Origin of the sequence: Aquimarina acroporae (assembly GCF_023195925.1) — a bacterium.
In the GTDB taxonomy this organism is placed as follows: Bacteria; Bacteroidota; Bacteroidia; order Flavobacteriales; family Flavobacteriaceae; genus Aquimarina; species Aquimarina acroporae.
In genome coordinates this window covers 18616-45292 of sequence record NZ_JALPRE010000016.1, presented here as the reverse complement: position 1 = coordinate 45292, position 26677 = coordinate 18616, and the positions used below count along the sequence as shown (strand labels likewise).

Genomic DNA, 26677 nt, shown 5'->3' with positions numbered 1-26677 from the left:
AGAATTACGATAACTTGAAGGTTTTTTAGATAAACAGAAATGATGCAACAATCATCCAGGCACCAACGATAAGTCCCAGAACACCGAGTTTACCTTGTTTAGGAGCTAGTTTTTCTCGTAGACGTACTGCTTTTTCTTTGGCGGCTTCACTTTTAGATAAGAAAAACTTGTTAATGAGTCCAAATCCTAGCATGAAACCTAAAATAGCTTCTACTACATTTCCTGCTAAAAGCGTGATCCACCAAATCGGGTGTGTAGTAAGCCAACCAATGTTTAATACAGCTGAGATAATTCCCCAAACACCCCAGAAACAGAATACTAATCCGATCCATCCCTGATAAGGTTCAATTTTTTCTAATAGTTCTTTCGCGTTTGGTTTTTTTGCAAGTAATAAAGAAGGTACTGCAATAATACTTAATAAGATTAATGTAATTCCCCAAGTCATAATATTTATATTTAAAGGGTTAGTGATTATTTACTTTGTGTTCCTCAAAACTATATGTAGTCTAAATACTTCATTTCGCTTCTTCAGAATCACAGTACAAAGATGATGTAGACAGCTCTAGCTAAAAACACCTTTTTCGGTAAAAAAGATCACCCTGAAAACAGGGGGGTATATGATAATGTAAATCACGGTTTCTAGTGATAGATCAAAGTGGACTGAAATTTAATTTTGAGGTCAATAATTTTTTTAATTATGGGGAATACAAAAAGAAATAGAGTCTTATACAAACTTATATTGTTTTTGCTAGTTTTTTTCAAGGTCAATATTCATGCGCAACAGTTATATCCAGCTAATTTTGATGTAGCAACACTCAACGGTACTAATGGATTCAGGATACCTGGTATTGACCCTTCATCACAATTTGGTGCGGAAGCGAAATTTATTGGTGATATTAATAATGATGGTTTTGAAGATCTCGCTTTAGGGGTTAACAATGCAGATATAGGAACCGTAGACTTGGCAGGTGCAGTTTATGTGATTTTTGGAAGTAATACTGGATTTCCTGCTTCATTTGATATAACCACATTAAATGGAACTAATGGATTTGTTATTGAAGGGCGCGACGATGAGAGTAGACGTATGGGGAACTCTGTAGAGGGTATAGGTGATGTTAACGGTGACGGGATTGATGATTTAGCAATTTCTGCTTCCAGAGTTGATTTTGTGATTTATGGGAGATCCACTGCTTTTGCTCCAACACTAAATATAGATTATATTATCGGTGGCGGAAATGGATTTAGGATGAATTTTTCTTTCTTCTCTTCTAATGAAATAATAAAACTTGGAGATGTTAATGGGGATAATATAGATGACTTTGTAGCAAGTAACGTTATTGGCGGCCCAGCTGCTATTGTTTTTGGGCGATCATCTAATTTTCCTGAACTTATTGATACTGCTTATTTAGATGGGACTAATGGGTTTAGAACCAGTTCGTTTCCTAGTTCTAGAGCAGCATATTTGGTCGGTGGGGCTGGAGATATAAATAACGATGGCTTTGATGATATTATTATTGGTGAATGGTCAAGATCAGGTACACTTTCTTCCGGAGGCCAGAGAACCCGCGTGTTATTTGGTAAACCTTCTTTTTCTATAGTAGAAGATTTAGTGGCCTTAGATGGGACAAATGGTTTTACAGTTGATAACTCTGGTGGAGGTTTCTTAGTTTTTGTCGGAAGTTTAGGAGATGTAAATAGCGATGGTGTAGATGACTTTTATTCTGAAAGGAGTGCAATCTTCGGTAAGCAGTCTTCTGACCCTTTTCCAGCTCATATACCTCTGAGTGATATTGAAGACAATAGCCTTGGTTTTAGAATGCCTGGCTTTTTAACATCTTCTTCCATAGGTGATATTAATCAAGATGGAATTAATGATTTTATATCTGTTTATAGACGTGAATCTGGATCAGATGCCAATGCTTATATAGTATTTGGTAGTACAAGTGGCTTCCCAAATCCAATTGAAGAAAGTACTCTTAATGGTACTAATGGATTTGTTATTCCTGGATTTAGGACATCTAACATAGGAAGACCTGTGAGTGGAGGTGGTGATATTAATGGAGATGGAATCGCAGATTTCATAGTCGGTAGTCCAGGAGAAACGCCTATTGGTAGTACAGAAAGGACAGGAGAAGCTTATGTAATTTTTGGTGGGGATCATTTTGCAGAGCCTTTAAATATGGGATATCCTCAAGCTATTAATGAAACTACAGTTGGGTTTACTCTTGTGGTTAATGGTCCAGAAACAGGAACTATTCATTATGCAATTTATCCAGGAAACTTTTCTGGGGATCCCGATCACGACGATATTCTAAATGGAACTGGAGCTACAGAAAATGATAGTTTTTTAATGAATACCGCAAATACAGACATTTCAGAAATAATCTCATCATTGGCTGCAGGAACAACCTATGATGTATATCTATTTTTGGAAGATGGGGTTGGTAATCAAGGAGAGATTTATCACATAGATAATGTGACTACCTTGTCTACCTCAGATACAGAAGATCCTACTGCTAGTAACCCATCTCCAATTAGCGTTCAATGTTCGGGAGATGTGCCTTCTCCAGACCCTTTGGTGGTAACAGACGAAGCTGACAATAGCGGAGTGCCCCCAGTGGTTGCCTTTGTGAGTGATGTGAGTGATGGTAACAGCAATCCAGAAGTAATTACTCGTACCTATAGTGTAACCGATGGGGCTGGTAATAGTATTAATGTTACACAAACGATTACAGTGAACGATACTACCAATCCCACAGCTAGTAATCCTGCACCGATAAATGTAACATGTGTATCTGATATTCCAATTGCAGATAGTACTGTAGTGATCGACGAGGCAGATAATTGTGGTGGTATACCTGTAGTCGCTTTTGTAAGTGATGTAAATACAAGTCCCGGAATAATCACCCGTACTTATAGTGTAACCGATGCGGCGAGAAATAGTATTAATGTTACTCAAACTATCACAGTAAATGATACTACTGATCCTACGGCTAGTAATCCTGCATCTATAAATGTAACATGTGTATCTGATATTCCAATTGCAGATAGTACTGTAGTGACCGACGAGGCAGATAATTGTGGAGGTATACCTGTAGTTGCTTTTGTAAGTGATGTAAATACAAGTCCCGGAATAATCACCCGTACTTATAGTGTGACAGATGCCGCGGGTAATAGTATTAATGTTACTCAAACAATTACAGTAAATGATACTACTAACCCTACAGCTAGTAATCCTTCACCGATAAATGTAGCATGTACTTCAGATATTCCGATCGCTGATATAAATGTGGTGACCGATGAGGCAGATAATTGTGGAGGCACTCCTATGGTTGCCTTCGTAAGTGATTTAAGTGATGGTAATACTAATCCAGAAATAATCATCCGTACTTATAGTGTGACCGATGTAGCGGGTAATAGTATTAATGTTACTCAAACAATAACAGTAAATGATACTACCAATCCTACAGCTAGCAATCCTGTACCGATAAATGTAGCTTGTACTTCAGATATTCCAGTCCCAGATATAAATGTAGTGACCGATGAGGCAGATAATTGTAGAGGTATTCCTATAGTAGCCTTTGTAAGTGATGCAAGTGATGGTAATATTAATCCAGAAGTAATTACCCGTACCTACAGTGTGACTGATGGAGCAGGAAATAGTATAAATGTTACCCAAACAATTACAGTTAATGATACCACAAATCCAGTAATTGATTGTCCTGCCAATGTTACACAAAATGTTGATCCTGGTTTAGATACAGCTGTTATTACATACGTTAATATAACTGGATCTGATAACTGCTCAGTTCGCTCTGTACAACAAGTAGCTGGTTTGCCTTCAGGGGCTGAATTCCCAATTGGAACTACGACCAACATTTTTGAGGTAATAGACGATGCAGGTAATTCTTCTCGTTGCAGTTTTGATGTAATTATTGTTGATACATCTCCAACAGTTTGCGAAGTAAATGCTGGTGAAGATGAAGAAATAGCAGAAGGAGATGATGTGCAATTGGCTGCAATAGCCTCTACTCAAGGTAATTTTACGTGGTTTCCATCTTCAGGATTGAACAATACAAGTATAGCAAATCCTGTGGCTAACCCAAGCGAGACAACTACATATACTGTCGTTTTTACTGGAGATGACGGATGTATCGCCGAAGATATCATAACCGTATTTGTGAGGCCATTAGAAGAAGATGAAACTAAATATGGTTTCTCTCCAGATGGCGATGGTATTAATGAGTTTTGGGAAATAGATACTATAGAAAATTACCCTAATAACAAGGTATCTATTTTCAATCGATGGGGAGATTTGGTGTTTGAGGTTGAAGGGTATAATAATACATCAAGAGTTTTTAGGGGAATTGCCAATAGAAAAAGAGGTTTAGGAGGTGATAGACTTCCCGAAGGCACATACTTTTTCTCTATCGAAATAGAAGGTAGTCATAACTTAAAAAAGTCAAATGGTTTCCTTGTTATAAAAAGATAATTTAATGAAAAGAGTAGACATAGTTATAGCGATTATTATGCTGATTGGAAATTGCTTTTTTGTATCAGCACAACAGACACCAGTATTCGCAAATTACAATTACAATACGGTGATAATTAATCCTGCTCATGCAGGCTTTGATCCTAGTTCAGAATTTACCTTAAGCAATAGAGGGTATCTTAATACTGTAGATGGCAGCCCTCGAAATATTGGGTTATTATTTAATTCACCCTTGAAGTCTGAAAAAATGGGATTTGGTGCTGGGGTCTTTAGTGATCAAGTAGGAGTGACAACAAACACAAATTTGTTTGCGGCATACTCCTATAAAATATTCTTTGATCATAATTATAATAGAGCAAGATGGTGGTCATACAATCCACATGTTTTATCTTTTGGAGTTACCGCCGGAGCGATGATTTATGATGAAAATTTATTAGAATTAGGAATACCTAATGATCCTAATTTTGCTGCTAATATTAATACTGTAATTCCTACGGTAGGATTAGGTTTTTTGTATAATAGAAACCATTTATATTTAGGTTTCTCGGTACCTAATCTGTTAGGAGATTCTTTATCATCTGAGGATAATATAAATATAGAAACACCATATTATGCCTATGTAGGATATCGTTTCTTTGCTACACGTTTTGAGGAGATTTTAATAAACCCCAGTATACTGGCTAAATATGTTTCTGGAGCTCCGGCACAATTCGATTTTAATACCATGGTTAGTTATAAAAATAAAATCGAAGTTGGTGCAGGGTATAGAACCAATTCATCTATAAACCTTCTAGCAGGGGTATATCTATCTGATCATTTACGTGTAATTTACAATTACAACCAAACGGTTAGAAATGCTCCAGTGAATAATACTCATGGTATCATTCTAAGTTACAGATTGGGTGATGGTTTTAGGAATAGAGGAATAGCATCAAAATAGACCTTGTATTACACATTAATGTTCTATATAATTCATTTTAAGAGCATATTTTGTTAATCCTGCAATATTTCTAACATTAAGCTTGGTCATTAGGTTTTTTCGATAACTCTCTACTGTATGTTTGCTCAAAAAAAGCTTATCTGCGATCTCTTGGGTAGTGTGCTCAAGAGCAATTAATGTAATCACATCTATTTCTCTTTTGGTGAGTTTTATTTCTTCTTTTCTTTTATTTGAAAGTTTATTTTCTAAGTAAATGTCTTTTATTTCTTTAGAGAAGTATTTTTCACCTTTCAAAATTGATTTTATTGCTTTTAAAAGCTCTTGTTTTTCAGCATTTTTAGGAACATAACCGTCTACATTATTTTCTATGAGTGTATCAATACGGTCGGGGTCGCTATGCATACTGACCACCAAAGTCTTAATATTTCGATTGTGTTCTTTGACCAATGTATTTAATGTAATCCCATCCATCTCTGGCATGGAAATATCTGTGATAATAAGATCTACTTTTTCTTCTTTGTTAATATCCAGATACTTTATAATCTGTTCTCCATTTTTTGCGGTTAATAGAATATTATAGTCGATTTCATTACTTAAAATACTTAGTAACCCATCTAAAAACATTTTATGGTCATCAACAATGATTATATTATACTTCATGTAGGTTAGTTTCTAGGTTGTTTATTTCTATATTTATTATTGTTCCTCGGTTTTTTCTAGAATCGATGTTTAATTGCCCATCCATTCCTTGCAATCGGTTTTTGATATTCCTTAAACCAATACCTTCGGTAAAGGTAGTAACATCGAAGCCCAATCCATTATCTTCAAATAAAATATTTAAGTTATTGTTTAACAAATAAAATTGCAAATCCATGGAGGACGCTTTTGCATGTTTAATCGTGTTTGTAATAAGTTCTTGAATTACTTTAAAAATTTCAAGTTTAACGTTTTGGTTTATTGCATTGATTTTATTTCTCGGGTAAGCCTCAAAAGATGTTTGTAAATCGGTGCCATTACCAATATTATTGAGATACTCTTCAATTACGTCACAGAAATGGTTCTCTGAAAATTTCTTGGGAATAAGAGTATGAGAAAGACTTCTTACTTGGTGATAAGTATCATCTAGTTGTTTATTAATACTTTGTAAAAAGGAGTTTTGATTTGTTTTTGTATGGTTGAGCTGCAGTTTTATGGCCGCTAAATTACCTCCTATACTATCGTGCAATTCCTGAGCGATTCTTTTTCGTTCTTTGTCCTGGCCTTTTATAGAAGCTTTGATAACTGCAAGCTCTTGATCTTTGAGGAGCGCACTTATTTTTTGCTGACCTATTTCTTTTTGTTTTTTATTAAGTTCACTTTGAGCCTGAAGTTTTTGATAATAAATAATTAGTAAACCTATGATTGGTATAAGAAGTACCAGAAACGAGTATAAAATAGTATTCTTGATTACTTTTTGTCGCTCTAGTTCGGCTTTTTTAATCTCTTGATCTTTTTTTAATAAGCTAATTTCATTCACACTTTTTTCTGAAGCGTTTTGAAAAGCTAGAATCTGATTTTCATTTTCTTTATTTTCAATTTCTTGTTCCAGCCTTAAGTTTTTAATAGCTTCTTCCTGATTTTTTAATCTTAGTTGGCGATTGGTATTTTCTACTGTTAAAATTTTTATTTCTTTTTCTTTCTGTTCGGTTTTAAATTTTACCTCTAACTCTCTTATTTCTTTGGCTTTTTGAAGTTCTACAATCGAATCTTTTATTTCGATTTCTTTCTCAAAATAACCTATAGATTCTTTGAAATTTGATGTGCTTTTAGCTATTTTTTTCAAATTAGCATAAATGTTTATTTGTTTGTCTAAGAAACCTAAATCTTCACAAATGATGAGAGCTTCTTTATAGGCTTGTATTGCCTCTTCAAAATTTTCTTTCTCCCTATGAATTAGTGCAATATTCGTAAGCGCATCTAAGGTAGGTCTATGGTATCCTTTTTTCTTTCCTATAACATATGCTTTGTTATAATAAGAAATAGCATCATCATATTTCTTTAATAGATGATATTGTACACCAATATTTTGCAAGACAATTACTTTTTTTCTGGATTCGCTATCGTTTTTGTTTTCAAAGTGGATTAATGATTTCTTTAGAAAAGATAATGCAAGATCATATTTATTTTTCAAAGAATATATGCTGGCAAGGCTTACGTAAGAAGTAAAAGTTAATTCAGGATCTTTTTTATAAGTCAGACAAGATTCCAAAAGTTCTATGGCATAATCATAATCTTTTAGTCTTATATAGGTAGAGGCCAGATTATGGAGTTTTCGATAATACTGTTTTTTATCATGATATTTTTGAGAAATTTTAAGCCCTTTTAAATTCCATTTTTTACTTTCTTCTAATAAGCTTTTATCTCCATAGGCATTGGCTATGATGTTGTAAGCTCGGGCTTTTTTAATCATAGAAATAGAGTCTTTTCCTCTTTCAAGTATTTTAACGCAACGATTTCCATAGAATAATGCAGAGTCAGCTAGATTTCTATCATTGAAATATATTCCTAGGAGTAGTGAAGCATTAATAATACTAGATTTGTAAATCGTATTTTTTAAAATTCGGTGGCTAGTGTTATATGCTTCTAGTTCTTTTGGTGTACCCAAAAAATCATGTGCTTGTTCTAATTGTTTTTTTTCATACCTATATGTGTTAATTTTTCCAGAAGGAGGAGGTAGTTTTGTTTTTTCAAATTGCCCAAAGAGATTAAGGCCAAATAGTATGCAACAAAAAAAAAGAATGTTTTTTCTAGAAAAAGGGATCATTCTACAAATTTATTGAATATTAGGGTTAAAATACATCCCTGAAAACAGGGAGTTCATATAATTAGAGCATGTATTTCATAAATATGGACAGTGTAATAGAGGAAAAATTAGAGGATTACACTTTGGCAAAAACGGAAGAGAGGTAGGTGTACTTTAGATACGGGGCTAACTAAAAAAAATTGAAGAAGCATAATTCATTAGGGTGAATAAAGTATATTCATCCTAATGAATTATGAAGGCATTAAACCGCCGTTCCAGACGTTAAATTATAACCTACTGTTTGCGGGGTTCCTTTACTAGATTCTTCTTCCTCATCGTCATCATTGCAGTTGTTTCCGCTACCACCATATATTGTAGATAATGATGCTCTTACTAAAGTGTTGTGTTTGTTTTTAAGTTCTTCAATTCTAATTTTCACAATGAATTTGATTTATATGATTAAACGTTTTATGCGTATTACCACATAGGTAGTATATACATAAAGTTTATGTCAAAATACGTCTTAGTGTTACCCATTAAATGTTGATTTTTGCAGAGATTACTGCAGGTTTTAATAGTGAAGTATTGCTATAATGAGCTAACAACGTATCCGTTATTATGAAGATTTAGCTTTCTTGGTTACCAAATATTAATTATAAAGTAAATAGGGTTTACGCATTTCCTTATATTTTTTTAAATCATCACTCCAAGATTTTTTAATTTCTGTTACGCTTACACCGTCCATAATTTGTTGCTGTAATTTTTCGGTTCCGGCATGAGCTGTAAACGACTTTGTATTAAAGAATTTTTCTTTGTTAGTAGAGTGTTTGTAAGCATCAACTAACCACCATAGGTTAATAGCGTTTAAGCGTTTTGTAGTTCTTAGATCGTGCCCATAGCAGACTTCACCGCGGTGTTTTGGATATTTTGCACCAAAATTCGGTTTAGGGATATAGGCATAATCGAATTTATCGATAGACAAATCGGGAGATCCATAAATTTGGAATTGAGTTTCGGTTCCTCTACCAGCATTAATGGTTGTACCTTCAAAAAAGCCTAGACTAGGGTATAAGTTAATGGCCATATCATTGGGTAAATTGGGTGAAGGTCTGATAGGTAAAGTGTATTCGGTATTATGTGTATAATTTTTTATAGGAACTATGGTAATATCGCATTGTAGATTATCACCTAACCAACCTTGTCCATTTACCATTTTTGCATATTCCCCAATAGTCATACCATGTACTAGCGGTATTGGGTGTACTCCCAGGAAATTCGTATGTTCCGGCTTCATTGTTGGACCATCTATATAATGCGCATTAGGGTTTGGGCGATCGAGTATGATTACCGGGATTTTGTTTTCTGCACAGGCCTGCATCACATAGTGTAATGTAGATATGTAGGTGTAAAATCGTACCCCTACATCTTGAATATCAAAAACTACGATGTCAATTCCAACCAAAGAAGCGTTAGATGGTTTTTTGGTTTTCCCATGTAGAGAAAAAATAGGAAGTCCGGTCTTTATATCCCTGCTATCCGCAACTAATTCACCAGCATCAGCTTTTCCCCTAAACCCATGCTCGGGAGAAAAAACCTTTTGTATAGTAATATTACTAGCAAGTAAAGAATCTACAAGATGTGTATAATTTTGATTGGGAATAGTATCTTTAAAAATCACAGAAGTTTGATTACCAACAACAGCAACTTTTTTATTTGCCAGTAATGGAATATACTCTGAAGTTTGGTTTGCCCCAACAATCACTTTGGTTTTTGTTATTAGGCTATCTTGAACAATATATTCTTGAGAAATAGGTTTATTGATAGTTCCGTTAGTGGTTCCTGCAGTGGTTTTTATTTCACTAAAACATGAAATAAAAATTAAGGAAAGGAATAAAAATGTATTTTTGAATGCAGTTCTAATAAAAACCATAGTTAAGCTTGAATTTCGAGTATTTTATCGCTAAACGCCTTATCAAAGGTAAGGAACATAAAAGTAGCATTTCAACTCCAATTGTAAAAATTGCTATTTCTGCCATTGCAATAGGTATGATTATGATGCTGATAACCGTTGCCACAGGTATAGGTTTACAACGCAAAATTCGAGAAAAAGTTGCCGCATTTAATGGCCATATACTTATTAGTAGTTTTGATAATAATAGTAGTGTCGAATCGCTAATTCCGATAAGTACGAATCAAGAATTTTATCCAGAATTTGATGGGGTCGATGGTATTGTTCATTTGCAGGGTGTTGCGACAAAGATCGGATTAATACGTACCGAAACTGATTTTGATGGAGTAGTGGTAAAAGGAATTGGCAAAGACTATAACTGGGATTTTTTTAAGGAATATATTGCAGAAGGTCGTGTTCCAGATTTTCAAGGGAAACTAAATAACGAAATAGTGTTGTCTGCTCATTTTGCAAACCGATTAGGGTTGACGGTTGGAGATAAAGCTATTACCTATTTTCTTAAAAAAAATGCCAAATCGAATTCACAACCCTACATTCGGGCGTTCGAAATTGTAGGGATATACAATTCGGGATTTCAAGAATTTGATGAGACCTATTTATTTGCAGACATACGACATGTACAGCGAATGAATAAGTGGAAAGCAGATGAGGTAGGAAATTTTGAGGTATATATTGATGACTTTGAGAAAATAGACCAAAAAGGGCAGGAGATCTATGAAAACATTCCATCTACATTAGATAGTCAAACCATTACGTTAAAGTATGGGACCATTTTTGAATGGCTCAAGCTTTTTGATCTCAACATTATTGGGATTATCGCTATTATTATTCTAGTAGCAGGTATCAATATGATTACCGCCTTGTTGGTTTTGATCCTTGAAAAAACACCTATGATTGGTATTCTAAAAGCTTTGGGTGCTGCAGATTGGACCATTAGAAAAGTTTTTTTATACAATGCAGCATACCTCATTGCCATTGGTTTGTTTTGGGGGAACTTAATAGGAATAGGATTACTATTTATTCAGCAAAAATATGGAGTAGTTGGTCTAAATCCTGAAACGTACTATGTGAGTACAGCTCCGGTATATATAGATATTGGGTACATCCTTTTACTTAATTTAGGAACAATGATATTGTGTATTATTATGTTGCTTATACCGTCTTATATTGTATCCAAAATATCACCAACGAAATCTATTCGATTCGAATAAACTAAATATCCGAAATAAAATCCTATCGCTAAATTCTTAGTTTCTACATGTAGAAAACACTTACTAATTTGAAGCCTACGAATTCTCATTTATAACCCTTTCTTGTTTTTCAGTAAAATATATTTGGAAACAAAATCCTCATAATGAATTTTAAGACAAAATCGTATTCTCTAATTGTCCTGGTAGTATTTATTTTTAGCTCTTGTACCCAATCTAAAAAGAACATTTCTAAAACACAAAATGATAAACTCATTGCCCAGGTAGATGTTAAAGGGGAAGAAGAAAAAAAACCGTTATTATCAGAAATTATATCTGTAGATGTGGGGTTTACTACCATATATTCAATGATTAAATCTACAGAGTATTTAGAAATGTTTAGTGGAGACCAGTCTTATACTGTTTTTGTTCCTTTAAATGGAGCAATAGAGAAGTTACATCCAAAAACTTTAGAGAGTTTAAAGAAACCAGAAAGTGTAGAACGACTTAAGTCTATTATGAATTGTCATATCATCCCTGGTTTGGTAAGCAAGCAAGATATGGTAAAAGCTATAAATGAATTTGGAGGTAGTGTGAAACTAAAAACTTTAGGGGGCGAACGATTAACTGCTACGATAAAGGATGATAGAATTTATATGATAGATAAAAACGGAAATGCAGGTAGATTAATGATGAATGATATTGAAGCGAGTAATGGAATTATTCACACTATTGAATCCGTTATGATGCCTAAGAAGTAATAAGTAACGTAAACACAATCAATAAGTATTGTATTTATTCTGGAACGGGAACCATAATTGGTTCCCGTTCATTTTTATAAATAGATTAAAAGTGTTTGAGAAAACATTATCAAAATGAAAGAGAAGTGTTCTATAAAAAGTGTTAAGCTGGTATTGAAATCGATAATCTAGATTGTATCTTTGCAATCAAAATATCCCTAACTTGGGGATCTTAAAATTACTTAGTGTGGAATACGCAGAAAATATATTAGAAACTATTGGAAATACGCCTTTGGTTAAAATGAATGCATTGGTTGAAGATGTTGATGCCTTAGTGTTAGCCAAATATGAAACATTCAATCCTGGGAATTCTGTAAAAGATCGTATGGCATTAAAAATGATCGAAGATGCTGAAGCTGATGGTCGGTTACAACCTGGAGGTACCATAATCGAAGGAACTTCTGGGAATACAGGTATGGGTTTGGCTCTTGCCGCTATTGTTAAGGGGTATAAGCTTATTTGTGTGATGGCAGATAAGCAGTCGAAAGAAAAGATGGATATTCTTAGGGCAGTAGGTGCAAAAGTAATGGTTTGTCCTACCAATGTAGAACCTGATGATCCAAGATCATATTATTCTGTTTCTAAGCGTTTGGCAGAAGAAACGCCAAATTCATGGTATGTAAACCAGTATGATAACCCTTCAAATGCGCAAGCGCATTACGAATCTACTGGGCCAGAAATTTGGAAACAAACCAACGGGAAAGTAACACACTTTATAGTTGGTGTAGGAACAGGTGGAACTATTTCTGGAGTAGGGAAGTATCTAAAAGAGCAAAATCCAAATATTAAAATTTGGGGGGTAGATACCTACGGTTCGGTCTTTAAGAAATATCATGAAACAGGTATTTTTGACGAAAATGAAATTTACTCTTACATCACAGAAGGTATTGGAGAAGATATTCTTCCCGAGAATGTTGACTTTTCTGTGATAGACGGATTTACAAAAGTAACCGATAAAGATGCCGCTATCTATACTCAAAGACTAGCCAAAGAAGAGGGGATGTTTTTAGGGAATAGTGCCGGAGCAGCTATCAAGGGTTTGTTACAACTCAAAGAACATTTTACAAAGGATGATGTGGTTGTGGTGTTATATCATGATCATGGTAGTCGATATGTTGGAAAGATGTTTAATGATGACTGGATGCGAGAAAGAGGATTCCTTGAAGAAGAAGTTTCCACAGCAGTTGACCTTATAAGGGATCACGAAGACAAACCACTAGTCACGGTGAAGACCGAAGAGTTGGTTTCGCACGCTATAGAGCGTATGCGTAAATTTCAGATTTCTCAAATTCCGGTGGTAGATAGTGAAGGTTTTGTAGGTTCTGTAGACGAGAGTGCTTTGTTCAAAGCATTTATAGAAAATAAAGACATGGATAGTACGCCAATAAAAGAAGTAATGCAAGAACCTTTTCCAATCGTAAATGCAAAGGCTTCTCTTGATGATATCTCAAAACTTATCAAAAACGGCAATCCTGCAGTACTCGTTGCATTAGAAAACGGGAAACATCATATTATCACCAAATACGATGTTATAAGCCATATAAAATAAATTTTTATATTTAAATAATTTAACCCCTCTATTAGCGTTATTTGCTGATGAAGGGGTTATTTTCTAATTTTATTAGAAAGTACTACGCAACTTTAACGGGGGAAATTGATCTATTTAAAATAAAGGTGCGCGTAAAATGAGGGAGTATGTACAAATATACATTTGACTTTTCTGATATAGACGAACTTAGAAACTATTTCAGGTCACAACTTGACCCTGAAAGTACCTCAGATCGTATATATTTTCCACCAGAAATTGCTGAGGGATACTTGTCATATTATAAAATATCTCCAGAGGTTTTTCTACTGGTTAATAACTATAAAGCCAATGCAGATATTGAATATATTCGAAGACCAATAGAGGAAAAAGATATTATTCTTCACTTTAGAAAATATGCATTAAGCCATCAAATTCAGGAAAATCAAATTGTTAGCGAATATTCAGATAGTTATACACCCGGTAACATGAGGTGTATGCATGCGCGACAAGGAGAACAAGTCTTCATTACCAAAGGTGCCGTGGTGAAATCGACAATGATCGTATTAAAAAGCTCTTATACCACCCCGTATTTTATGAAAAGTAGCGATATGGCTGAAAGAGTAGATAGTTATATACGCTATTCACATCAACACATACATAAATTTTACCTTTCTTATAAACAGTCTAATCTTTTTGATCAAATTGTACAACCCGATTTAGATACCGTAGAGAACTATTTGTATTTTATAGCAAGAGGAATTCGTTTACTTGAAACTTTTTGGAAAGATGTTCTTAAATGGGAAACCGAAAGCAACCCTTTTAATATTAATAGTGCGCAGGTCGGAAATATTTATAAGGTAAGTAATTACCTAAAAGATAACTTACATGAACCCTTCATAGGGGTAGATCAGTTAGCGACTATGGCTCATATGAGTCGTACCAATTTCTTTAATATGTTTAAAGAGATTCATAATCAAACCCCATTAGAATTTTTTAATAATAAAAAATTAGAAAGTTCGTATAATATGATTTTCGGAGAAGGGTTGTCTATTAAAGAAGTTATGGAAACTCTTAACTATTCGAATTCTTCAAAATTTAGAAAAGCATTTTTCAATAAGTTTGATATCTATCCCGACATTGTTTTATGATATAAAATAAAGATGGTCACTAAAAAATAGCAACCATCTATAACCTAACACAAACTCAACTTAGCTTAGGGTTTTGTAATCTTTATGTCGTTTTTGAAATAGTTTTCCCTTTATTTCTATAACAAAGTAAAGAAATGAAATTGTTGCAAGGTTTTCCATTAATACATAAAATCTTACCAATAGTACATTTTGGGGTAAATTAACTTGATTTTAAGAGTTTTATGTCTTTTTACCCTGTTTTTTACGGTAGAAAAGTATGTTTTTGATGCTAAAATTAGGTTTTAAGCACATCAAAAAAGAGGTAAAATTGTAAAAATGAGGTTTTATAACAATTAAACTTTAAGGTTTTCAATTAAATACAGCAATTTATCTTTTGAGCGTAATGATTAGTTCTGATCTAAAATTTTCAGAAAAGTTTCTGGTTCAGGGCGAACGCGATAATTATCGGTGAGGTCTGAAAAAATAATTTTTCCTTGAGCATCAGTTATAATTACAGTGGGTAAAACGGTATCGCTATCATATCCTAAAGTTTGAAAGCCCATAGGTAAACCATTTTTGGCAAGTATCCCGAGTTGCTTGGCAACTTTGTTATTGGTGTCTACAAGGAAGTTAAAACTAAGTCCAAATTTTTTAGCTAATGATTTTGTGTTTTTATGGGGTTGCGGACTAATAAACACAGTATTTACATTTCTTTCTTCTAACTCTTTGTACTGGGCTGAGATTTCTTTTATTTGTGCCATACATAGGGGGCACCAATTTCCTCGATAAAATAAAAATATTGAAGGATTCCCTAAGAAACTTGAAGTTTTTACTTCTTTTTTAGTTCCATCTTCTAGGATAAGTTCAGGAAGGACCTTTCCAACTGACAAGACATTATTTGGGCCTCTATTTTCAAAAATAGAATACCATTTAATATATAAAACCCAACCAAGAAACATACCAATACTGGGAAAGGATCCATTAATAGCTTTTTCAATAATGCCACCAAAAATCATACTTATCATGAATCCGATCCCTACAATCGCTGTGTAAACTTTAAGATTTGCATCGGTTCTGGCTACAGGTTTGATAAATAGCAGCATAAAAAAGGATGCGATGCCAATTGCAGTTGTTATTCGCCCAATGTATCTGTAGGAAATACCATGATTGAGTAAGTGAATAATACCATCAATCAGGAAATATGTAGCAATTAAAGGGAAAATAGAAATGAAAATTGATTTAAGTAAATTTTTCATGATAGCGTTAGTTTGAAGGTTAGTCAAAGTTCGTTGATGTGGCTTACATTATTCATTTAAAATTTATTATTTTCGGGTTCTATATCAAAAATGCATATTACGATTTTGTTCATCCTACCTGAAGATGTAGTAGCATTTCAATCATAAACTTCTAATACTTTATAGGATGAACGAAGATTTTCTACATTACTTATGGAAATATCAAAAGTTTGATGTTACCAATTTAAGATCAACAGCAGGTGAAGAGATTTTTCTGTATCAACTGGGAATCCACAATACCAAAGAGTCAGGGCCAGATTTTTTTAATGCCCTTTTATCAATCAACGATCAAAAGTGGGCGGGTACCGTCGAAATTCACCAAAAATCCAGCGACTGGTATGTGCATCATCATAAAAAAGATAGTATGTATGACAATGTAATTCTTCATGTAGTCTGGGAAGATGATACCGAAATCTATAGAAAAGACGCTACAAGAATTTCTACACTACAATTAAAAGATTATGTTTCTACAGATGTATTGCACAAATATCTTCAGCTTTTTAAGAATAGAAGCCAAAAATGGATTGTTTGTGAAGATGAACTGCATAATGTTTCTGATTTTGTCATTTCTAATTGGCAAGAGCGATTATATATAGAAAGGTTAGAACAAAAAACAGGTTTGATAACTCAGTTACTAATAAAATCATCAAATAATTGGGAAGAAGTACTCTTTAAATTATTAGCAAAGAGTTTTGGATCAAAAGTAAATGGGGAAGCATTTTTGAGTATGGCCGAATCGATCAATTTTGCAATACTTCGAAAATGTAGTGGCAATCTCAAACAAGTCGAATCACTTTTCTTCGGGCAAGTAGGAGAACTTGATAAGATGTGGGGTAATAACGAATATGCAAATAATCTTTTTACAGAATACAGCTATTTAAAAAACAAATTTAATCTTGATCGCATTGGAGTGCTTCCAATTCAGTTTTTTAGACTAAGACCTCCAAATTTTCCAACGATTCGTTTAGCACAATTAGCCAGTTTGTATGGTGCTAGCACTCAACTATTTCAGAAGATACTGTTGTTAAAAACAAAAGAAGAGTTTTATGAGTTTTTCGAGTCCGTCGAGATCAGTGAGTTTTGGAAGAATCATTACACGTTTAGCAAGGAATCTACTTTTCGAAATAAGAAAATTACAAAGCCATTTGTCGATTTACTCCTAATAAACACCATTCTCCCTTTAAAATTTGTTTATTCAAAAACAATGGGGAAAAATTGGGAAGATGAAGTGCTAGTCGTAATCAATCAAATAGAGCCAGAGAAGAATAAAATAGTAGATAATTTCTCAAATTTACAATGGTCTATACAAAATGCTATGCATTCACAGGCAGTCCTGCAACTTAGAAATGAGTATTGCGATAAAAAAGCATGTTTAAAATGTGCCATTGGTAATTATTTGCTTACTACGGGATAAAGTTTAAGATAATATATTTATTTTGCGATATGTTATCTAATCTAAGACACTTTTTAGAACGAAACGGATTTTATGTATCTTCAAGGTTGGCAGATCGGTTTGGAATGAGAGCTAAGAACGTTCGTTTGTTCTTTATTTACTTAACTTTTGCAACGGCTGGCCTCGGATTTGTATTATATCTTAATATGGCCTTTTGGCTCAAATTGAAAGACCTAATATACACAAAAAGAACGTCTGTTTTCGACCTATGATAAAAATTCAGAACTGGGGTAGACCTAGAATATATATAGCAATATCGCTACTAGCTGTAGTAGTGGCTATTGGGGTACTTGGGTTTAAGTTTTTTTCCAACTACTCTTGGGTAGATGCATTGTATATGACAGTCATAACAATGACGACTGTTGGCTTCGAAGAAGTACAACCCTTAGATGATAATGGGAAATTATTTACGGTATTTTTAATCTCAACTAGTGTTGTGATTTTTGCGTATTCTGTTTCAGTTATTACAGAATATATAGTTAGTAAAAATGATCCAAAGAGAGTATTACTTAGAAAAATGCAAAAAATGATTCATAAGCTCGAAAATCATATCATTATTGTAGGATATGGTCGAAATGGAAAACAAGCGGCCGCAAAACTAATGGCCTACGATAAACCGTTCATTGTTATCGAAAATGATAGTGAGATTATAGAAAGATACCAAAGTGATAAGATATTGTTTCTAAAAGGAAACGCGACAGAAGATGAAGTGTTAATAGAAGCAGGGCTTAAAAATGCAGAATGTTTAATATGTACGTTGCCAGAGGATGCAGATAATTTATTTATAGTACTAACCGCAAGACAAATTAATAGAGAACTTAAGATTATAAGTAGAGCTTCTCGAGATGCATCGTATAAAAAAATTAGATTGGCTGGTGCAGACAATGTAATTATGCCAGATAGAATAGGAGGAGATCATATGGCTTCTTTGGTAGTGGTTCCTGACTTAATAGAATTTTTAGATAACCTTTCTATTGTGGGTAAAAGATCTATAAATATTGAAGAGATTTCTTTTGAAGATATGTTTGAAGATCAAAAGGAAAGAACTATCCTTAATATAGATATGAGATCAAGAACGGGATGTACTATTATAGGGTACAAGTCTCCTGCGGGTGAATACATCGTGAACCCAGAAGCAAATACAATTCTAAAGCCTGGTAGTAAGGTGGTTGTTCTCGGTAGACCTGAGCAAATTAACCTATTAAATAAAGAGTTTGATATTTAGCAATTACAAAACATTTAACCTTTAAAAAATTGTAAACAACTGTTTTTTTTAGCATCTTGCTGGCTTCATAACAATTAAATTCAATTAACTCACATCATCATGAAGAGATTTCTTCTTTCAATTTTAGCATTAATACTTCCTTTTATTACCATAGCACAAGAGACCACAGAAAAAGGCCTTGACCAAAGAATAGATGAAGGCTTTAAGCCAATTTCAGACTTCTTCTCAAAAGTAATTTTCTTCGAGGTATTTAGTGGTGCACCTTTTGTAATCATTTTATTAGTATTAAGTGCATTGTTTTTTACAATTTATTTTGGTTTTCCGAATATCCGATATTTTGGACGAGCTATAAATGTAGTTAGAGGTAAATATGATGATGTTGAGGGTCATGGAGTAGGGGATCCAGGTGCTGCTGTAGATGGAGATATAAAAGATACGATTAGAGACGAATCAAAAGAAGGGGAGGTTTCTCACTTTCAGGCATTGGCTACTGCGGTTTCGGGAACAGTAGGTAATGGTAATATTGCGGGGGTAGCCCTGGCAATTGCATTGGGAGGACCTGGTGCAACATTTTGGATGATCATCTGTGGTTTATTAGGAATGTCTACAAAGTTTGTAGAATGTACGCTTGGAGTACAATATAGAGATGTAGGTGAAGATGGTACCGTGTACGGTGGGCCTATGTATTACTTAAGTAAAGGTCTTAAAGAAAAAGGTTTTGTTTGGCTTGGTAAAATAGCTGCGGTTTTGTTCGCGATATTTTGTATTGGAGGGTCCTTTGGAGGTGGAAACGCTGCGCAATCGAATCAGGCAACAGTGGTTTTAAAAGAATTGCTTGGATTAGAAAGTGCTGCGGCTGGAACAGTGATCGGATTGATACTGGCCTTATTAGTTGGAATTATTATCATTGGAGGAATCAAGCGTATCGCTTCAGTTACAGAAAAAGTGGTTCCATTTATGGCAGTGATGTATATAATCGCTTGTTTATATATTATTTTTAGTCACTTTTCATTTATAGATGATGCAATTGGATTAATCGTAACAGAAGCATTTAATCCTAAAGCAATAGGTGTAGGAGGTGTTATAGGAGTGCTATTAGTAGGTTTCAAAAGAGCGGCTTTCTCAAATGAAGCTGGAGCAGGATCTGCGTCAATCGCACACTCTGCAGTAAAAACGAAATATTCAGCTTCTGAAGGTCTGGTTGCCTTATTAGAACCGTTTATTGATACAGTAGTTATCTGTACAATGACAGCATTGGTTATTATTATTTTTAATGCTAATGGTGCTTTTGTTTACGGTGGTGATGGAAGCGGGGCTGTAATGATTGACGGAGTATCCTACGAAGGTGCTGGTATTACAGCAAAAGCGTTTGGTGCTTTTATACCTTATTCTAATATATTCTTAACTATTGCTGTAGTTTTATTCGCAGTATCAACAATGATCTCATGGTCTTATTACGGACTTCAATCCTGGAAATTTTTATTCGGTAGAGGTAAAAAAGCTGACTTAACTTACAAATTACTTTTCTTAACTTTTGTAGTTATAGGAGCGGCTGCTAGTATGAATTCAATTTGGGCATTCTCTGATGCAATGATTTTTGCCATGGTATTCCCAAATATGATCGGGTTATACTTCTTGTTCCCGGTAGTTAAAAAGCAACTTAAGAGATATTTTGATGCTATTAAAGCTTCAAAAAAATAATAAATAACACTAAATAAAGTATGAAATCCCATTTTGAAATACATTCACGTTTTCGAAATGGGATTTTTCTTTTGTCGATTTTTTTGTTTTTGATACTTATCTTTTTCAGCTTTAGATCGATAAATGAACAAGAACAGCTAGAAATAGCAGAGGTGAAAGAACTCAGTAAGCAAGCTGTTTCTTTATACGCTAGTAAATCGATATCTAAAAGAGAGTATAAGTTAAGACCTTTTAATCCTAATTTTTTGAACGATTATAAAGGGTATGTTTTAGGGCTCTCCCCCGAAGAGTTAGATAGGTTATATACATATAGAAGTAAGAACAACTGGTTATATTCTATTTCAGATTTTCAAAAAGTAACAGGAGTTTCAGATGCTGTGTTGAAAAATATTTCTCCGTTTTTTAAATTTCCAGATTGGGTTTCGAAGCGTAAAACAAAAAGAAAACAACATAAAATATTTCGCAAAACTTTCTATCAAAAGTTGGATTTAAATACAGTTACTATACAAGAGTTGGAAAAAGAGGTTAATATTCCTGGTTTTGTTGCCGAAAGAATTGTAGGATATAGAAATAAAATAGGAGGGTTTGCTCATGATATTCAATTGAAAGATGTACAGGGCTTATATGATTATCATAGAAAAAAGATTCTATCTGGTTACACTGTGAAAAAAGGGAAGCAAATTAAAAAGGTTAATATTAATACAGCCAGTATCAATGAATTGATAGCTATCCCTTATTTTGATTTTGAAACGGCTCTCGAGATTAGAGATTTTATTAAAAAATATGGAGAAATTTCCGATTTTGAAGAATTAGGAAAAATCGACGGGTTTTATTTGGAAAAAATCGATAGAATAGCATTATATTTGACATTAAAATAATAATCGGAAAAAATTGCTGTAAATTTTGATAAATCCTAAATTTAAATGGAGTTTCTTCGGCTTCAAATGGATTTATTTTAATCAAATGGTAATATTATTAACAATACACGTAAAGATTGCGTTATAGAGTTTGTAAAAAAAGTCATAGTTAACTATGAAACTCTGGCGATTACTACCTGCATAAGGCAGGTCTGTATTTTAAAACTATAAAAGAACAGATGAATAGTATGTATTTTACTGAAGAGCACGAATTGTTTAGGCAAAGTTTAAAGGAATTTCTAAAGAAGGAAGTCGCGCCACATATTGAAAAATGGGAAGAAACAGGTGTTATAGACCGTTTTATCTGGGAGAAATTTGGGGAGATGGGATATTTTGGAATAGCATATCCCGAAGAATATGGTGGACTAGGGCTTGATCTTTTTTATACAGTTATTCTTTTAGAAGAATTACAAAAAATCAATTCAGGAGGATTTGCCGCAGCTATCTGGGCTCACGTTTATCTGGCAATGACACACCTTAATAAGGAAGGTGATCATAGAATAAAAGAAGAATACTTAAGACCAAGTATCTCTGGTGAAAAAATAGGATGTTTAGCGATAACAGAACCTTTTGGAGGTTCAGATGTAGCCGGTATGAGAACTACTGCGGTCAAAGATGGAGATCACTATGTGATTAATGGTTCAAAAACGTTTATTACCAATGGGGTGTATAGTGATTATTTAGTAGTTGCGGCTAAAACTAGCCCAGAACTTGGAAATAAAGGGATAAGTATATTTGTAATGGATCGCGATACACCTGGAGTATCGGCTACCAAATTAGATAAGTTGGGGTGGCGTGCTTCAGATACGGGTGAAATAGCTTTTGATGATGTAAAGGTTCCTTTAGAAAATCTCATGGGAGAAGAAAACAAAGGTTTTTCTTATATAATGCAACATTTTGCCCTGGAACGATTGATAATGGGAATTAATGCTCATGCTAGAGCAGAATTTGCTGTAGACTATGTAATACAATATATGTCTGAACGAGAAGCTTTTGGTAAGACTATCGATAAATTTCAAGCACTAAGACATGCTGTAGCCGATATGGCGAGTGAAATGGAAATGTGTAAAGAGTTCAATTATTCTATTGCCAAAAGATTAGATCTTGGGCAATATGTGGTAAAAGAAGCTTCTATGTCTAAGTTGCTCTCTACCAAAATGGCGGATAAAGTAGCATATAAATGTCTACAACTGCTTGGGGGTTACGGGTATATGGAAGAATATCCTATGGCAAGATTGTTTAGAGATAGTAGGTTGGGGCCTATTGGAGGAGGAACTTCAGAGATATTAAGAGAAATCATAGCCAAAATGGTAATCGATAAAAAAGAGTATAAGCCTGCCACTTAATCGGGTAGGTTAAGGTTAACCACAGTTAATCCTAATTTGATATAAATACTGTTTTCGAGTAATCTTTCGATGTCTTGAAAACAGTATTTCTTTTTACTAGTATTTTCATTGAATTATGAGTGTTTTATCAACACGAAAACGTTTTCGTAATATTTCAAACGTTTTCGTTCTTTTTCAAATCAGTAATTTGAAAAAAATTAACACAAACACTAAAAAAATATGAAAATCAGCAAGTTTTTTTATGGATTTGTCATTCTGGCGTTTTTGTTCGTTTCCTGCGCCAAGGATGAAGTAGTAGATACCGTTCCGGTAGAGTCGGCAGAGCCTTCCCTAGAAGTTTCTGCAAAGGCCCTTAAGCCTATAGGATCTGGAGTAATGATGCAAGCATTTTATTGGGATGTTCCAGCGGGAGGTACCTGGTGGAATGTAGTAAAAGGTAAAGTGAGCTCATGGAGTAATGCTGGGATAGATGCCATTTGGTTGCCTCCAGTAAGTAAAGCGCAAAATGGTCCCTTTTCTATGGGGTATGATCCTTTTGATTATTATGATTTTGGTCAGTATAACCAAATGGGAAGTACAGAGACTCGTTTTGGATCTAAAGCTGAGTTAGAAAGCCTGATTTCTAGAGCGCACAGTAATCAATTAAGTGTCATCGCAGATATTGTTATAAATCATAATAGTGGAGGAGATTTAGAATGGAATGAGTTTGCAGGCAAAAATACCTATACCAAGTTCAATCCGCTGTCGGGTAAGTTTAATAGAACCAAATATGATTTTCACCCTAATGACCAATATAATTCTGATAGCGGAATATTTGGTGGTTTCCCAGATTTAAGTCATAAAAAAGGATATGTTCAGGATTGGCTGTGGAAAAGGTCAAATTCAGTTGCGAAATATTATAAGAATACCATGAAATTTGATGGATGGAGGTTTGATTATGTGAAAGGTTTTGAGCCTTGGGTTCCAAGACAATTTAGAAATGCTGTAGGAGGTTTTGCTGTAGGAGAATATTGGGACGGAAATGTGAATACCTTAAACTGGTGGGTAAACCAGGCACAAATGTCTGCTTTTGATTTTGGTTGCTATTATAAAATGAGAGATGCATTTATGGGGAATAACCTGAATGCGCTTAATGGTGATATGTTATGGAAAAGAAACCCTTCAAGAGCGGTTACGTTTGTGGCGAATCACGATACAGATGAAATTATTAACAATAAGCTATTGGCTTATGCATATATTCTTACCCATGAAGGTTATCCGGCCATATTTTATAGAGATTATGAAGAATGGTTAAGTAAATCTAAAATGAATAACTTGATTTGGATTCATAACAACCTTGCAGGAGGAAGTACTACCAATTTATGGACTGATACTGATGAGTATATTGCAAAAAGAAATGGTGGAGGAGGAAAAAATGGATTAATTGTATATATAAATAATTCAAACTCATGGAAAGAAAGATGGGTAGAAACAAATTGGTCAAGTAGAAGGATCAAAGACTATACAGGTAACTCTGGTTGGGAGCCCGTAACTCAAGGTGGAAGATGGGTTAAAATTCAAGCGCCACCAAAGGGGTATACAGTTTGGTCATTAAAATAATATACTGACTAAAACTCCATAATAGAAAACGGTTTTTTATGTGTCGAACTACCCCCCTTGAGATGCGTAAAAGGTCGTTTTCTTTTAGATATGTGATTAAAAAAAATCAACAAGACTAAAAAAAGCTTTGTAGATTCTAGTTTTGTATTATCTTTGCACTCTAATTTTTAAAGAAAGGAGGTGCAACTATGTTAATAATACCAGTAAAAGACGGAGAAAATATAGATAGAGCGTTAAAACGTTTTAAGCGTAAATTTGATAGAACAGGTACGATGCGTCAGCTTCGTAAACGTCAACAATTTACAAAGCCTTCTGTAGAGCGTAGAGCTCAAGTTCAAAAAGCGCAGTATATTCAGCACTTAAGAGATCAAGAAGAAATTTAATAGTTGAGACGCAGTCTGTTTTGCGCAATCGCAAGACTTCGTTTTTTCAGTATAAAATTAAACCGTTGAGGTAATAAAAGTTTCATACTTTTGTTGTCCAACGGTTTTTTTATGTTTATTTCTGAATTTATCGACTACCTGTTTCTGGAAAAAAAATATTCAGAACATACAGTTACAGCTTATAAAGCTGATTTAAATTCTTTTTTAGAGTTTTATAGACGAGAATATGAAGATTCAGATATATCTCAGGCACATTACTCTCAAATTAGGGCTTGGATTGTAAGTTTGGTAGACGCCAATATTTCTAACCGAACAATTAATAGGAAAGTTTCTTCTCTTAAAACCTATTATAAATTTCTTTTAAAATCTGAACAAATTGAGAAAAACCCTTTAGCAAAACATAAAGCATTAAAAAGTTCCAAAAAACTGCAAATTCCATTTTCATCTGATGAAGTTGATAGCGTGCTGAATGAACTTACAGATAATGGTGATTTTGAAAGTGTTCGAGATAGGTTAATAGTCGAGCTTTTTTATGCTACAGGAATTAGAAGAATAGAATTAGTGAATCTTCAAATTTCAGATATTGATTTAAGTACAAGGCAAATAAAAGTGTTAGGTAAAAGAAGTAAAGAGAGGTTTGTGCCTTTAATTTCTTCAGTCTGCGAAACATTAGTGGTGTATTTAGAGCTTAGAAAACATAAGTTGCAGGATACGTCTAATCCTTTTTTGTTGCTAACTAAAAAAGGCGTTAAAATATATGAAACACTTGTTTATCGCATCATAAATGGTTATTTTAGTAAGGCTTCTTCAAAAGTAAAGAGGAGTCCTCATATTCTAAGACACTCTTTTGCGACTCATTTACTTAATGAAGGTGCAGATTTAAATGCTGTAAAAGAATTACTTGGTCATTCCAGTTTAGCTGCTACTCAAGTTTATACGCATCATAGTATAGCTCAGCTAGCAAAAGTTTACGAACGATCTCACCCAAGGAATAAAAAGTAATAGTGAATTCATGTCACTTCTCTTTTAAGCTTAATATATTGTTGAACCAATTAAACTAACACCTATGAAAGTGAACTTGCAATCCGTAAATTTTAATGTAGATCAAAAGTTGGTGAACTTTACTCAAACCAAATTAGATAAGCTTGAAACATATTTTAGTAGGATAATTCATGCAGATGTATTTTTCAAAGTGATGAATACAAGTGGTAAAGAGAACAAAGTAACCGAAATTTTGCTAAGCGTTCCCGGAGGAGAATTTATGATTAAAAAAATCAACAAAACCTTTGAAGAAGGTGTAGATGAGTGTGTTAGTTCTCTGGAGAGACAACTTAAAAAACGGAAGCAAAAATTAAATGCGCATGTTTGACTTTTTTTTTACAAAATAGTTTTGTCTAAAAAATAAATTATTATACATTTGCAGTCCGTTAGAAATAGCGGACTTTTTTATGTTCTAAAACATAGTGAAAAGCCGATATAGCTCAGCTGGCTAGAGCAGCTGATTTGTAATCAGCAGGTCGTGGGTTCGAGTCCCTCTATCGGCTCAAAAAAAGCTAAAAAAATAAATAATTTAGAGGCTTTTTTAAATTAATTTTGAATTGTAAAATAATTGATTAATTTTGCGCACTCAAAATTGATAAAGTTCAACTTGAAATATTGAATTTTTTGAGGGGAGATACTCAAGCGGCCAACGAGGACAGACTGTAAATCTGTTGGTTTTTACCTTCGCAGGTTCGAATCCTGCTCTCCCCACTTAAATTAAACTTTTAGAGACTTTTTAATTTGATTAAATTGTCGTTAAAAAGCGGGAGTAGCTCAGTTGGTAGAGCGTCAGCCTTCCAAGCTGAATGTCGCCGGTTCGAACCCGGTCTCCCGCTCTAATGAGAGCTAATCGTATTAAGATTGGGTTTATATAACTGTGATGATAATCAGA

22 protein-coding genes and 3 tRNA genes are annotated in these 26677 nt (G+C 34.0%); 19 read left to right on the top strand and 6 right to left on the bottom strand.

Features of this window, described 5'->3' with window-relative positions; all coding sequences use genetic code 11:
- Nucleotides 1–25 precede the first annotated feature (25 nt).
- Nucleotides 26–445: a hypothetical protein gene (locus M0D21_RS19975; protein ID WP_248332785.1), complete on the bottom strand. Its 420-nt coding sequence runs from the start codon at nucleotides 443–445 to the stop codon at nucleotides 26–28.
- A gap of 300 nt (nucleotides 446–745) precedes the next feature.
- Here M0D21_RS19975 and M0D21_RS19970 point away from each other — a divergent pair, with 300 nt between their 5' ends.
- Together M0D21_RS19970 and M0D21_RS19965 are read left to right on the top strand one after the other, a co-directional pair.
- Nucleotides 746–4492, top strand: coding sequence for an HYR-like domain-containing protein (locus M0D21_RS19970; RefSeq protein ID WP_248332783.1), 3747 nt, complete (start codon nucleotides 746–748; stop codon nucleotides 4490–4492).
- A gap of 4 nt (nucleotides 4493–4496) precedes the next feature.
- Nucleotides 4497–5432 carry a PorP/SprF family type IX secretion system membrane protein gene (locus M0D21_RS19965; RefSeq protein ID WP_248332781.1) on the top strand — a complete coding sequence of 312 codons (936 nt, stop codon included), beginning with the start codon at nucleotides 4497–4499 and terminating at the stop codon, nucleotides 5430–5432.
- A gap of 15 nt (nucleotides 5433–5447) precedes the next feature.
- Here the strand turns inward: M0D21_RS19965 and M0D21_RS19960 are convergent, their stop codons facing one another.
- From M0D21_RS19960 to M0D21_RS19945, 4 genes are all read right to left on the bottom strand, one after another.
- Nucleotides 5448–6092, bottom strand: a complete 645-nt coding sequence (locus tag M0D21_RS19960) for a response regulator transcription factor (RefSeq protein ID WP_248332779.1) — start codon at nucleotides 6090–6092, stop codon at nucleotides 5448–5450.
- Nucleotides 6082–8235 (bottom strand): tetratricopeptide repeat-containing sensor histidine kinase, encoded by a 2154-nt coding sequence (locus tag M0D21_RS19955; protein WP_248332776.1) that lies wholly within the window; start codon nucleotides 8233–8235, stop codon nucleotides 6082–6084. The genes M0D21_RS19960 and M0D21_RS19955 overlap by 11 nt, the downstream gene beginning before the upstream one ends.
- A gap of 241 nt (nucleotides 8236–8476) precedes the next feature.
- On the bottom strand, nucleotides 8477–8653 hold the full coding sequence (locus tag M0D21_RS19950; protein ID WP_248332774.1) for a hypothetical protein: 177 nt from the start codon (nucleotides 8651–8653) through the stop codon (nucleotides 8477–8479).
- A 210-nt stretch (nucleotides 8654–8863) separates the two neighbouring features.
- Nucleotides 8864–10144, bottom strand: coding sequence for an exo-beta-N-acetylmuramidase NamZ family protein (locus tag M0D21_RS19945; protein WP_248332773.1), 1281 nt, complete (start codon nucleotides 10142–10144; stop codon nucleotides 8864–8866).
- A gap of 8 nt (nucleotides 10145–10152) precedes the next feature.
- On the opposite strand from M0D21_RS19945, the gene M0D21_RS19940 reads away from it, so the two are divergent.
- From M0D21_RS19940 to M0D21_RS19925, 4 genes are all read left to right on the top strand, one after another.
- Nucleotides 10153–11394: an ABC transporter permease gene (locus M0D21_RS19940; protein ID WP_248332771.1), complete on the top strand. Its 1242-nt coding sequence runs from the start codon at nucleotides 10153–10155 to the stop codon at nucleotides 11392–11394.
- Between the two features lie 143 nt (nucleotides 11395–11537).
- The gene (locus M0D21_RS19935; RefSeq protein WP_248332769.1) at nucleotides 11538–12131 is read left to right on the top strand and encodes a fasciclin domain-containing protein; all 594 of its coding nucleotides are present in this window, start codon (nucleotides 11538–11540) and stop codon (nucleotides 12129–12131) included.
- 226 nt (nucleotides 12132–12357) lie between these two features.
- Nucleotides 12358–13719: a pyridoxal-phosphate dependent enzyme gene (locus M0D21_RS19930; protein ID WP_248332767.1), complete on the top strand. Its 1362-nt coding sequence runs from the start codon at nucleotides 12358–12360 to the stop codon at nucleotides 13717–13719.
- A gap of 146 nt (nucleotides 13720–13865) precedes the next feature.
- The gene (locus M0D21_RS19925; protein WP_248332765.1) at nucleotides 13866–14846 is read left to right on the top strand and encodes a helix-turn-helix domain-containing protein; all 981 of its coding nucleotides are present in this window, start codon (nucleotides 13866–13868) and stop codon (nucleotides 14844–14846) included.
- 386 nt (nucleotides 14847–15232) lie between these two features.
- On the opposite strand, the gene M0D21_RS19920 is transcribed toward M0D21_RS19925, so the two are convergent.
- Complete coding sequence (locus M0D21_RS19920; protein ID WP_248332763.1) at nucleotides 15233–16081, bottom strand: peroxiredoxin family protein; 849 nt, start codon at nucleotides 16079–16081, stop codon at nucleotides 15233–15235.
- Between the two features lie 166 nt (nucleotides 16082–16247).
- Here M0D21_RS19920 and M0D21_RS19915 point away from each other — a divergent pair, with 166 nt between their 5' ends.
- The 13 genes from M0D21_RS19915 (at nucleotide 16248) to M0D21_RS19855 (ending at nucleotide 26621) form a co-directional block, all read left to right on the top strand.
- Nucleotides 16248–17534: a DUF2851 family protein gene (locus tag M0D21_RS19915; protein ID WP_248332761.1), complete on the top strand. Its 1287-nt coding sequence runs from the start codon at nucleotides 16248–16250 to the stop codon at nucleotides 17532–17534.
- A gap of 29 nt (nucleotides 17535–17563) precedes the next feature.
- Nucleotides 17564–17785 carry a PspC domain-containing protein gene (locus M0D21_RS19910; protein WP_248332759.1) on the top strand — a complete coding sequence of 74 codons (222 nt, stop codon included), beginning with the start codon at nucleotides 17564–17566 and terminating at the stop codon, nucleotides 17783–17785.
- Nucleotides 17782–18798, top strand: a complete 1017-nt coding sequence (locus tag M0D21_RS19905) for a potassium channel family protein (protein WP_248332757.1) — start codon at nucleotides 17782–17784, stop codon at nucleotides 18796–18798. The genes M0D21_RS19910 and M0D21_RS19905 overlap by 4 nt, the downstream gene beginning before the upstream one ends.
- Before the next feature lie 99 nt (nucleotides 18799–18897).
- The gene (locus tag M0D21_RS19900; protein ID WP_248332756.1) at nucleotides 18898–20499 is read left to right on the top strand and encodes an alanine/glycine:cation symporter family protein; all 1602 of its coding nucleotides are present in this window, start codon (nucleotides 18898–18900) and stop codon (nucleotides 20497–20499) included.
- Between the two features lie 89 nt (nucleotides 20500–20588).
- Nucleotides 20589–21377: a ComEA family DNA-binding protein gene (locus tag M0D21_RS19895; protein ID WP_248332755.1), complete on the top strand. Its 789-nt coding sequence runs from the start codon at nucleotides 20589–20591 to the stop codon at nucleotides 21375–21377.
- Nucleotides 21378–21595: 218 nt separating this feature from the next.
- The gene (locus M0D21_RS19890; RefSeq protein ID WP_248332754.1) at nucleotides 21596–22762 is read left to right on the top strand and encodes an acyl-CoA dehydrogenase family protein; all 1167 of its coding nucleotides are present in this window, start codon (nucleotides 21596–21598) and stop codon (nucleotides 22760–22762) included.
- 219 nt (nucleotides 22763–22981) lie between these two features.
- Nucleotides 22982–24361, top strand: a complete 1380-nt coding sequence (locus tag M0D21_RS19885; protein WP_248332751.1) for an alpha-amylase — start codon at nucleotides 22982–22984, stop codon at nucleotides 24359–24361.
- 188 nt (nucleotides 24362–24549) lie between these two features.
- The gene (gene rpsU, locus M0D21_RS19880; RefSeq protein WP_248332749.1) at nucleotides 24550–24744 is read left to right on the top strand and encodes a 30S ribosomal protein S21; all 195 of its coding nucleotides are present in this window, start codon (nucleotides 24550–24552) and stop codon (nucleotides 24742–24744) included.
- A 111-nt stretch (nucleotides 24745–24855) separates the two neighbouring features.
- Nucleotides 24856–25746 carry a tyrosine-type recombinase/integrase gene (locus M0D21_RS19875; protein WP_248332745.1) on the top strand — a complete coding sequence of 297 codons (891 nt, stop codon included), beginning with the start codon at nucleotides 24856–24858 and terminating at the stop codon, nucleotides 25744–25746.
- A gap of 64 nt (nucleotides 25747–25810) precedes the next feature.
- The gene (gene hpf, locus M0D21_RS19870; protein WP_248332743.1) at nucleotides 25811–26113 is read left to right on the top strand and encodes a ribosome hibernation-promoting factor, HPF/YfiA family; all 303 of its coding nucleotides are present in this window, start codon (nucleotides 25811–25813) and stop codon (nucleotides 26111–26113) included.
- A gap of 101 nt (nucleotides 26114–26214) precedes the next feature.
- Nucleotides 26215–26288: transfer RNA gene (locus M0D21_RS19865), tRNA-Thr, on the top strand.
- 125 nt (nucleotides 26289–26413) lie between these two features.
- A tRNA-Tyr gene (locus M0D21_RS19860) sits at nucleotides 26414–26496 on the top strand.
- Between the two features lie 52 nt (nucleotides 26497–26548).
- Nucleotides 26549–26621 (top strand) — tRNA-Gly (locus M0D21_RS19855).
- Nucleotides 26622–26677: the final 56 nt, after the last annotated feature.

What these genes read in the sequence shown, in the direction of transcription:
- M0D21_RS19915 (WP_248332761.1), top strand. Translation starts at nt 16,248, where the DNA reads ATGAACGAAGATTTTCTACATTACTTATGGAAATATCAAAAGTTTGAT.
- M0D21_RS19885 (WP_248332751.1), top strand. Translation starts at nt 22,982, where the DNA reads ATGAAAATCAGCAAGTTTTTTTATGGATTTGTCATTCTGGCGTTTTTG.
- M0D21_RS19875 (WP_248332745.1), top strand. Translation starts at nt 24,856, where the DNA reads ATGTTTATTTCTGAATTTATCGACTACCTGTTTCTGGAAAAAAAATAT.
- M0D21_RS19890 (WP_248332754.1), top strand. Translation starts at nt 21,596, where the DNA reads ATGAATAGTATGTATTTTACTGAAGAGCACGAATTGTTTAGGCAAAGT.
- M0D21_RS19900 (WP_248332756.1), top strand. Translation starts at nt 18,898, where the DNA reads ATGAAGAGATTTCTTCTTTCAATTTTAGCATTAATACTTCCTTTTATT.
- M0D21_RS19935 (WP_248332769.1), top strand. Translation starts at nt 11,538, where the DNA reads ATGAATTTTAAGACAAAATCGTATTCTCTAATTGTCCTGGTAGTATTT.
- M0D21_RS19955 (WP_248332776.1), bottom strand. Translation starts at nt 8,235, where the DNA reads ATGATCCCTTTTTCTAGAAAAAACATTCTTTTTTTTTGTTGCATACTA.
- M0D21_RS19920 (WP_248332763.1), bottom strand. Translation starts at nt 16,081, where the DNA reads ATGAAAAATTTACTTAAATCAATTTTCATTTCTATTTTCCCTTTAATT.
- M0D21_RS19945 (WP_248332773.1), bottom strand. Translation starts at nt 10,144, where the DNA reads ATGGTTTTTATTAGAACTGCATTCAAAAATACATTTTTATTCCTTTCC.
- rpsU (WP_248332749.1), top strand. Translation starts at nt 24,550, where the DNA reads ATGTTAATAATACCAGTAAAAGACGGAGAAAATATAGATAGAGCGTTA.
- M0D21_RS19925 (WP_248332765.1), top strand. Translation starts at nt 13,866, where the DNA reads ATGTACAAATATACATTTGACTTTTCTGATATAGACGAACTTAGAAAC.
- M0D21_RS19965 (WP_248332781.1), top strand. Translation starts at nt 4,497, where the DNA reads ATGAAAAGAGTAGACATAGTTATAGCGATTATTATGCTGATTGGAAAT.
- M0D21_RS19960 (WP_248332779.1), bottom strand. Translation starts at nt 6,092, where the DNA reads ATGAAGTATAATATAATCATTGTTGATGACCATAAAATGTTTTTAGAT.
- M0D21_RS19905 (WP_248332757.1), top strand. Translation starts at nt 17,782, where the DNA reads ATGATAAAAATTCAGAACTGGGGTAGACCTAGAATATATATAGCAATA.
- M0D21_RS19975 (WP_248332785.1), bottom strand. Translation starts at nt 445, where the DNA reads ATGACTTGGGGAATTACATTAATCTTATTAAGTATTATTGCAGTACCT.
- M0D21_RS19910 (WP_248332759.1), top strand. Translation starts at nt 17,564, where the DNA reads ATGTTATCTAATCTAAGACACTTTTTAGAACGAAACGGATTTTATGTA.
- hpf (WP_248332743.1), top strand. Translation starts at nt 25,811, where the DNA reads ATGAAAGTGAACTTGCAATCCGTAAATTTTAATGTAGATCAAAAGTTG.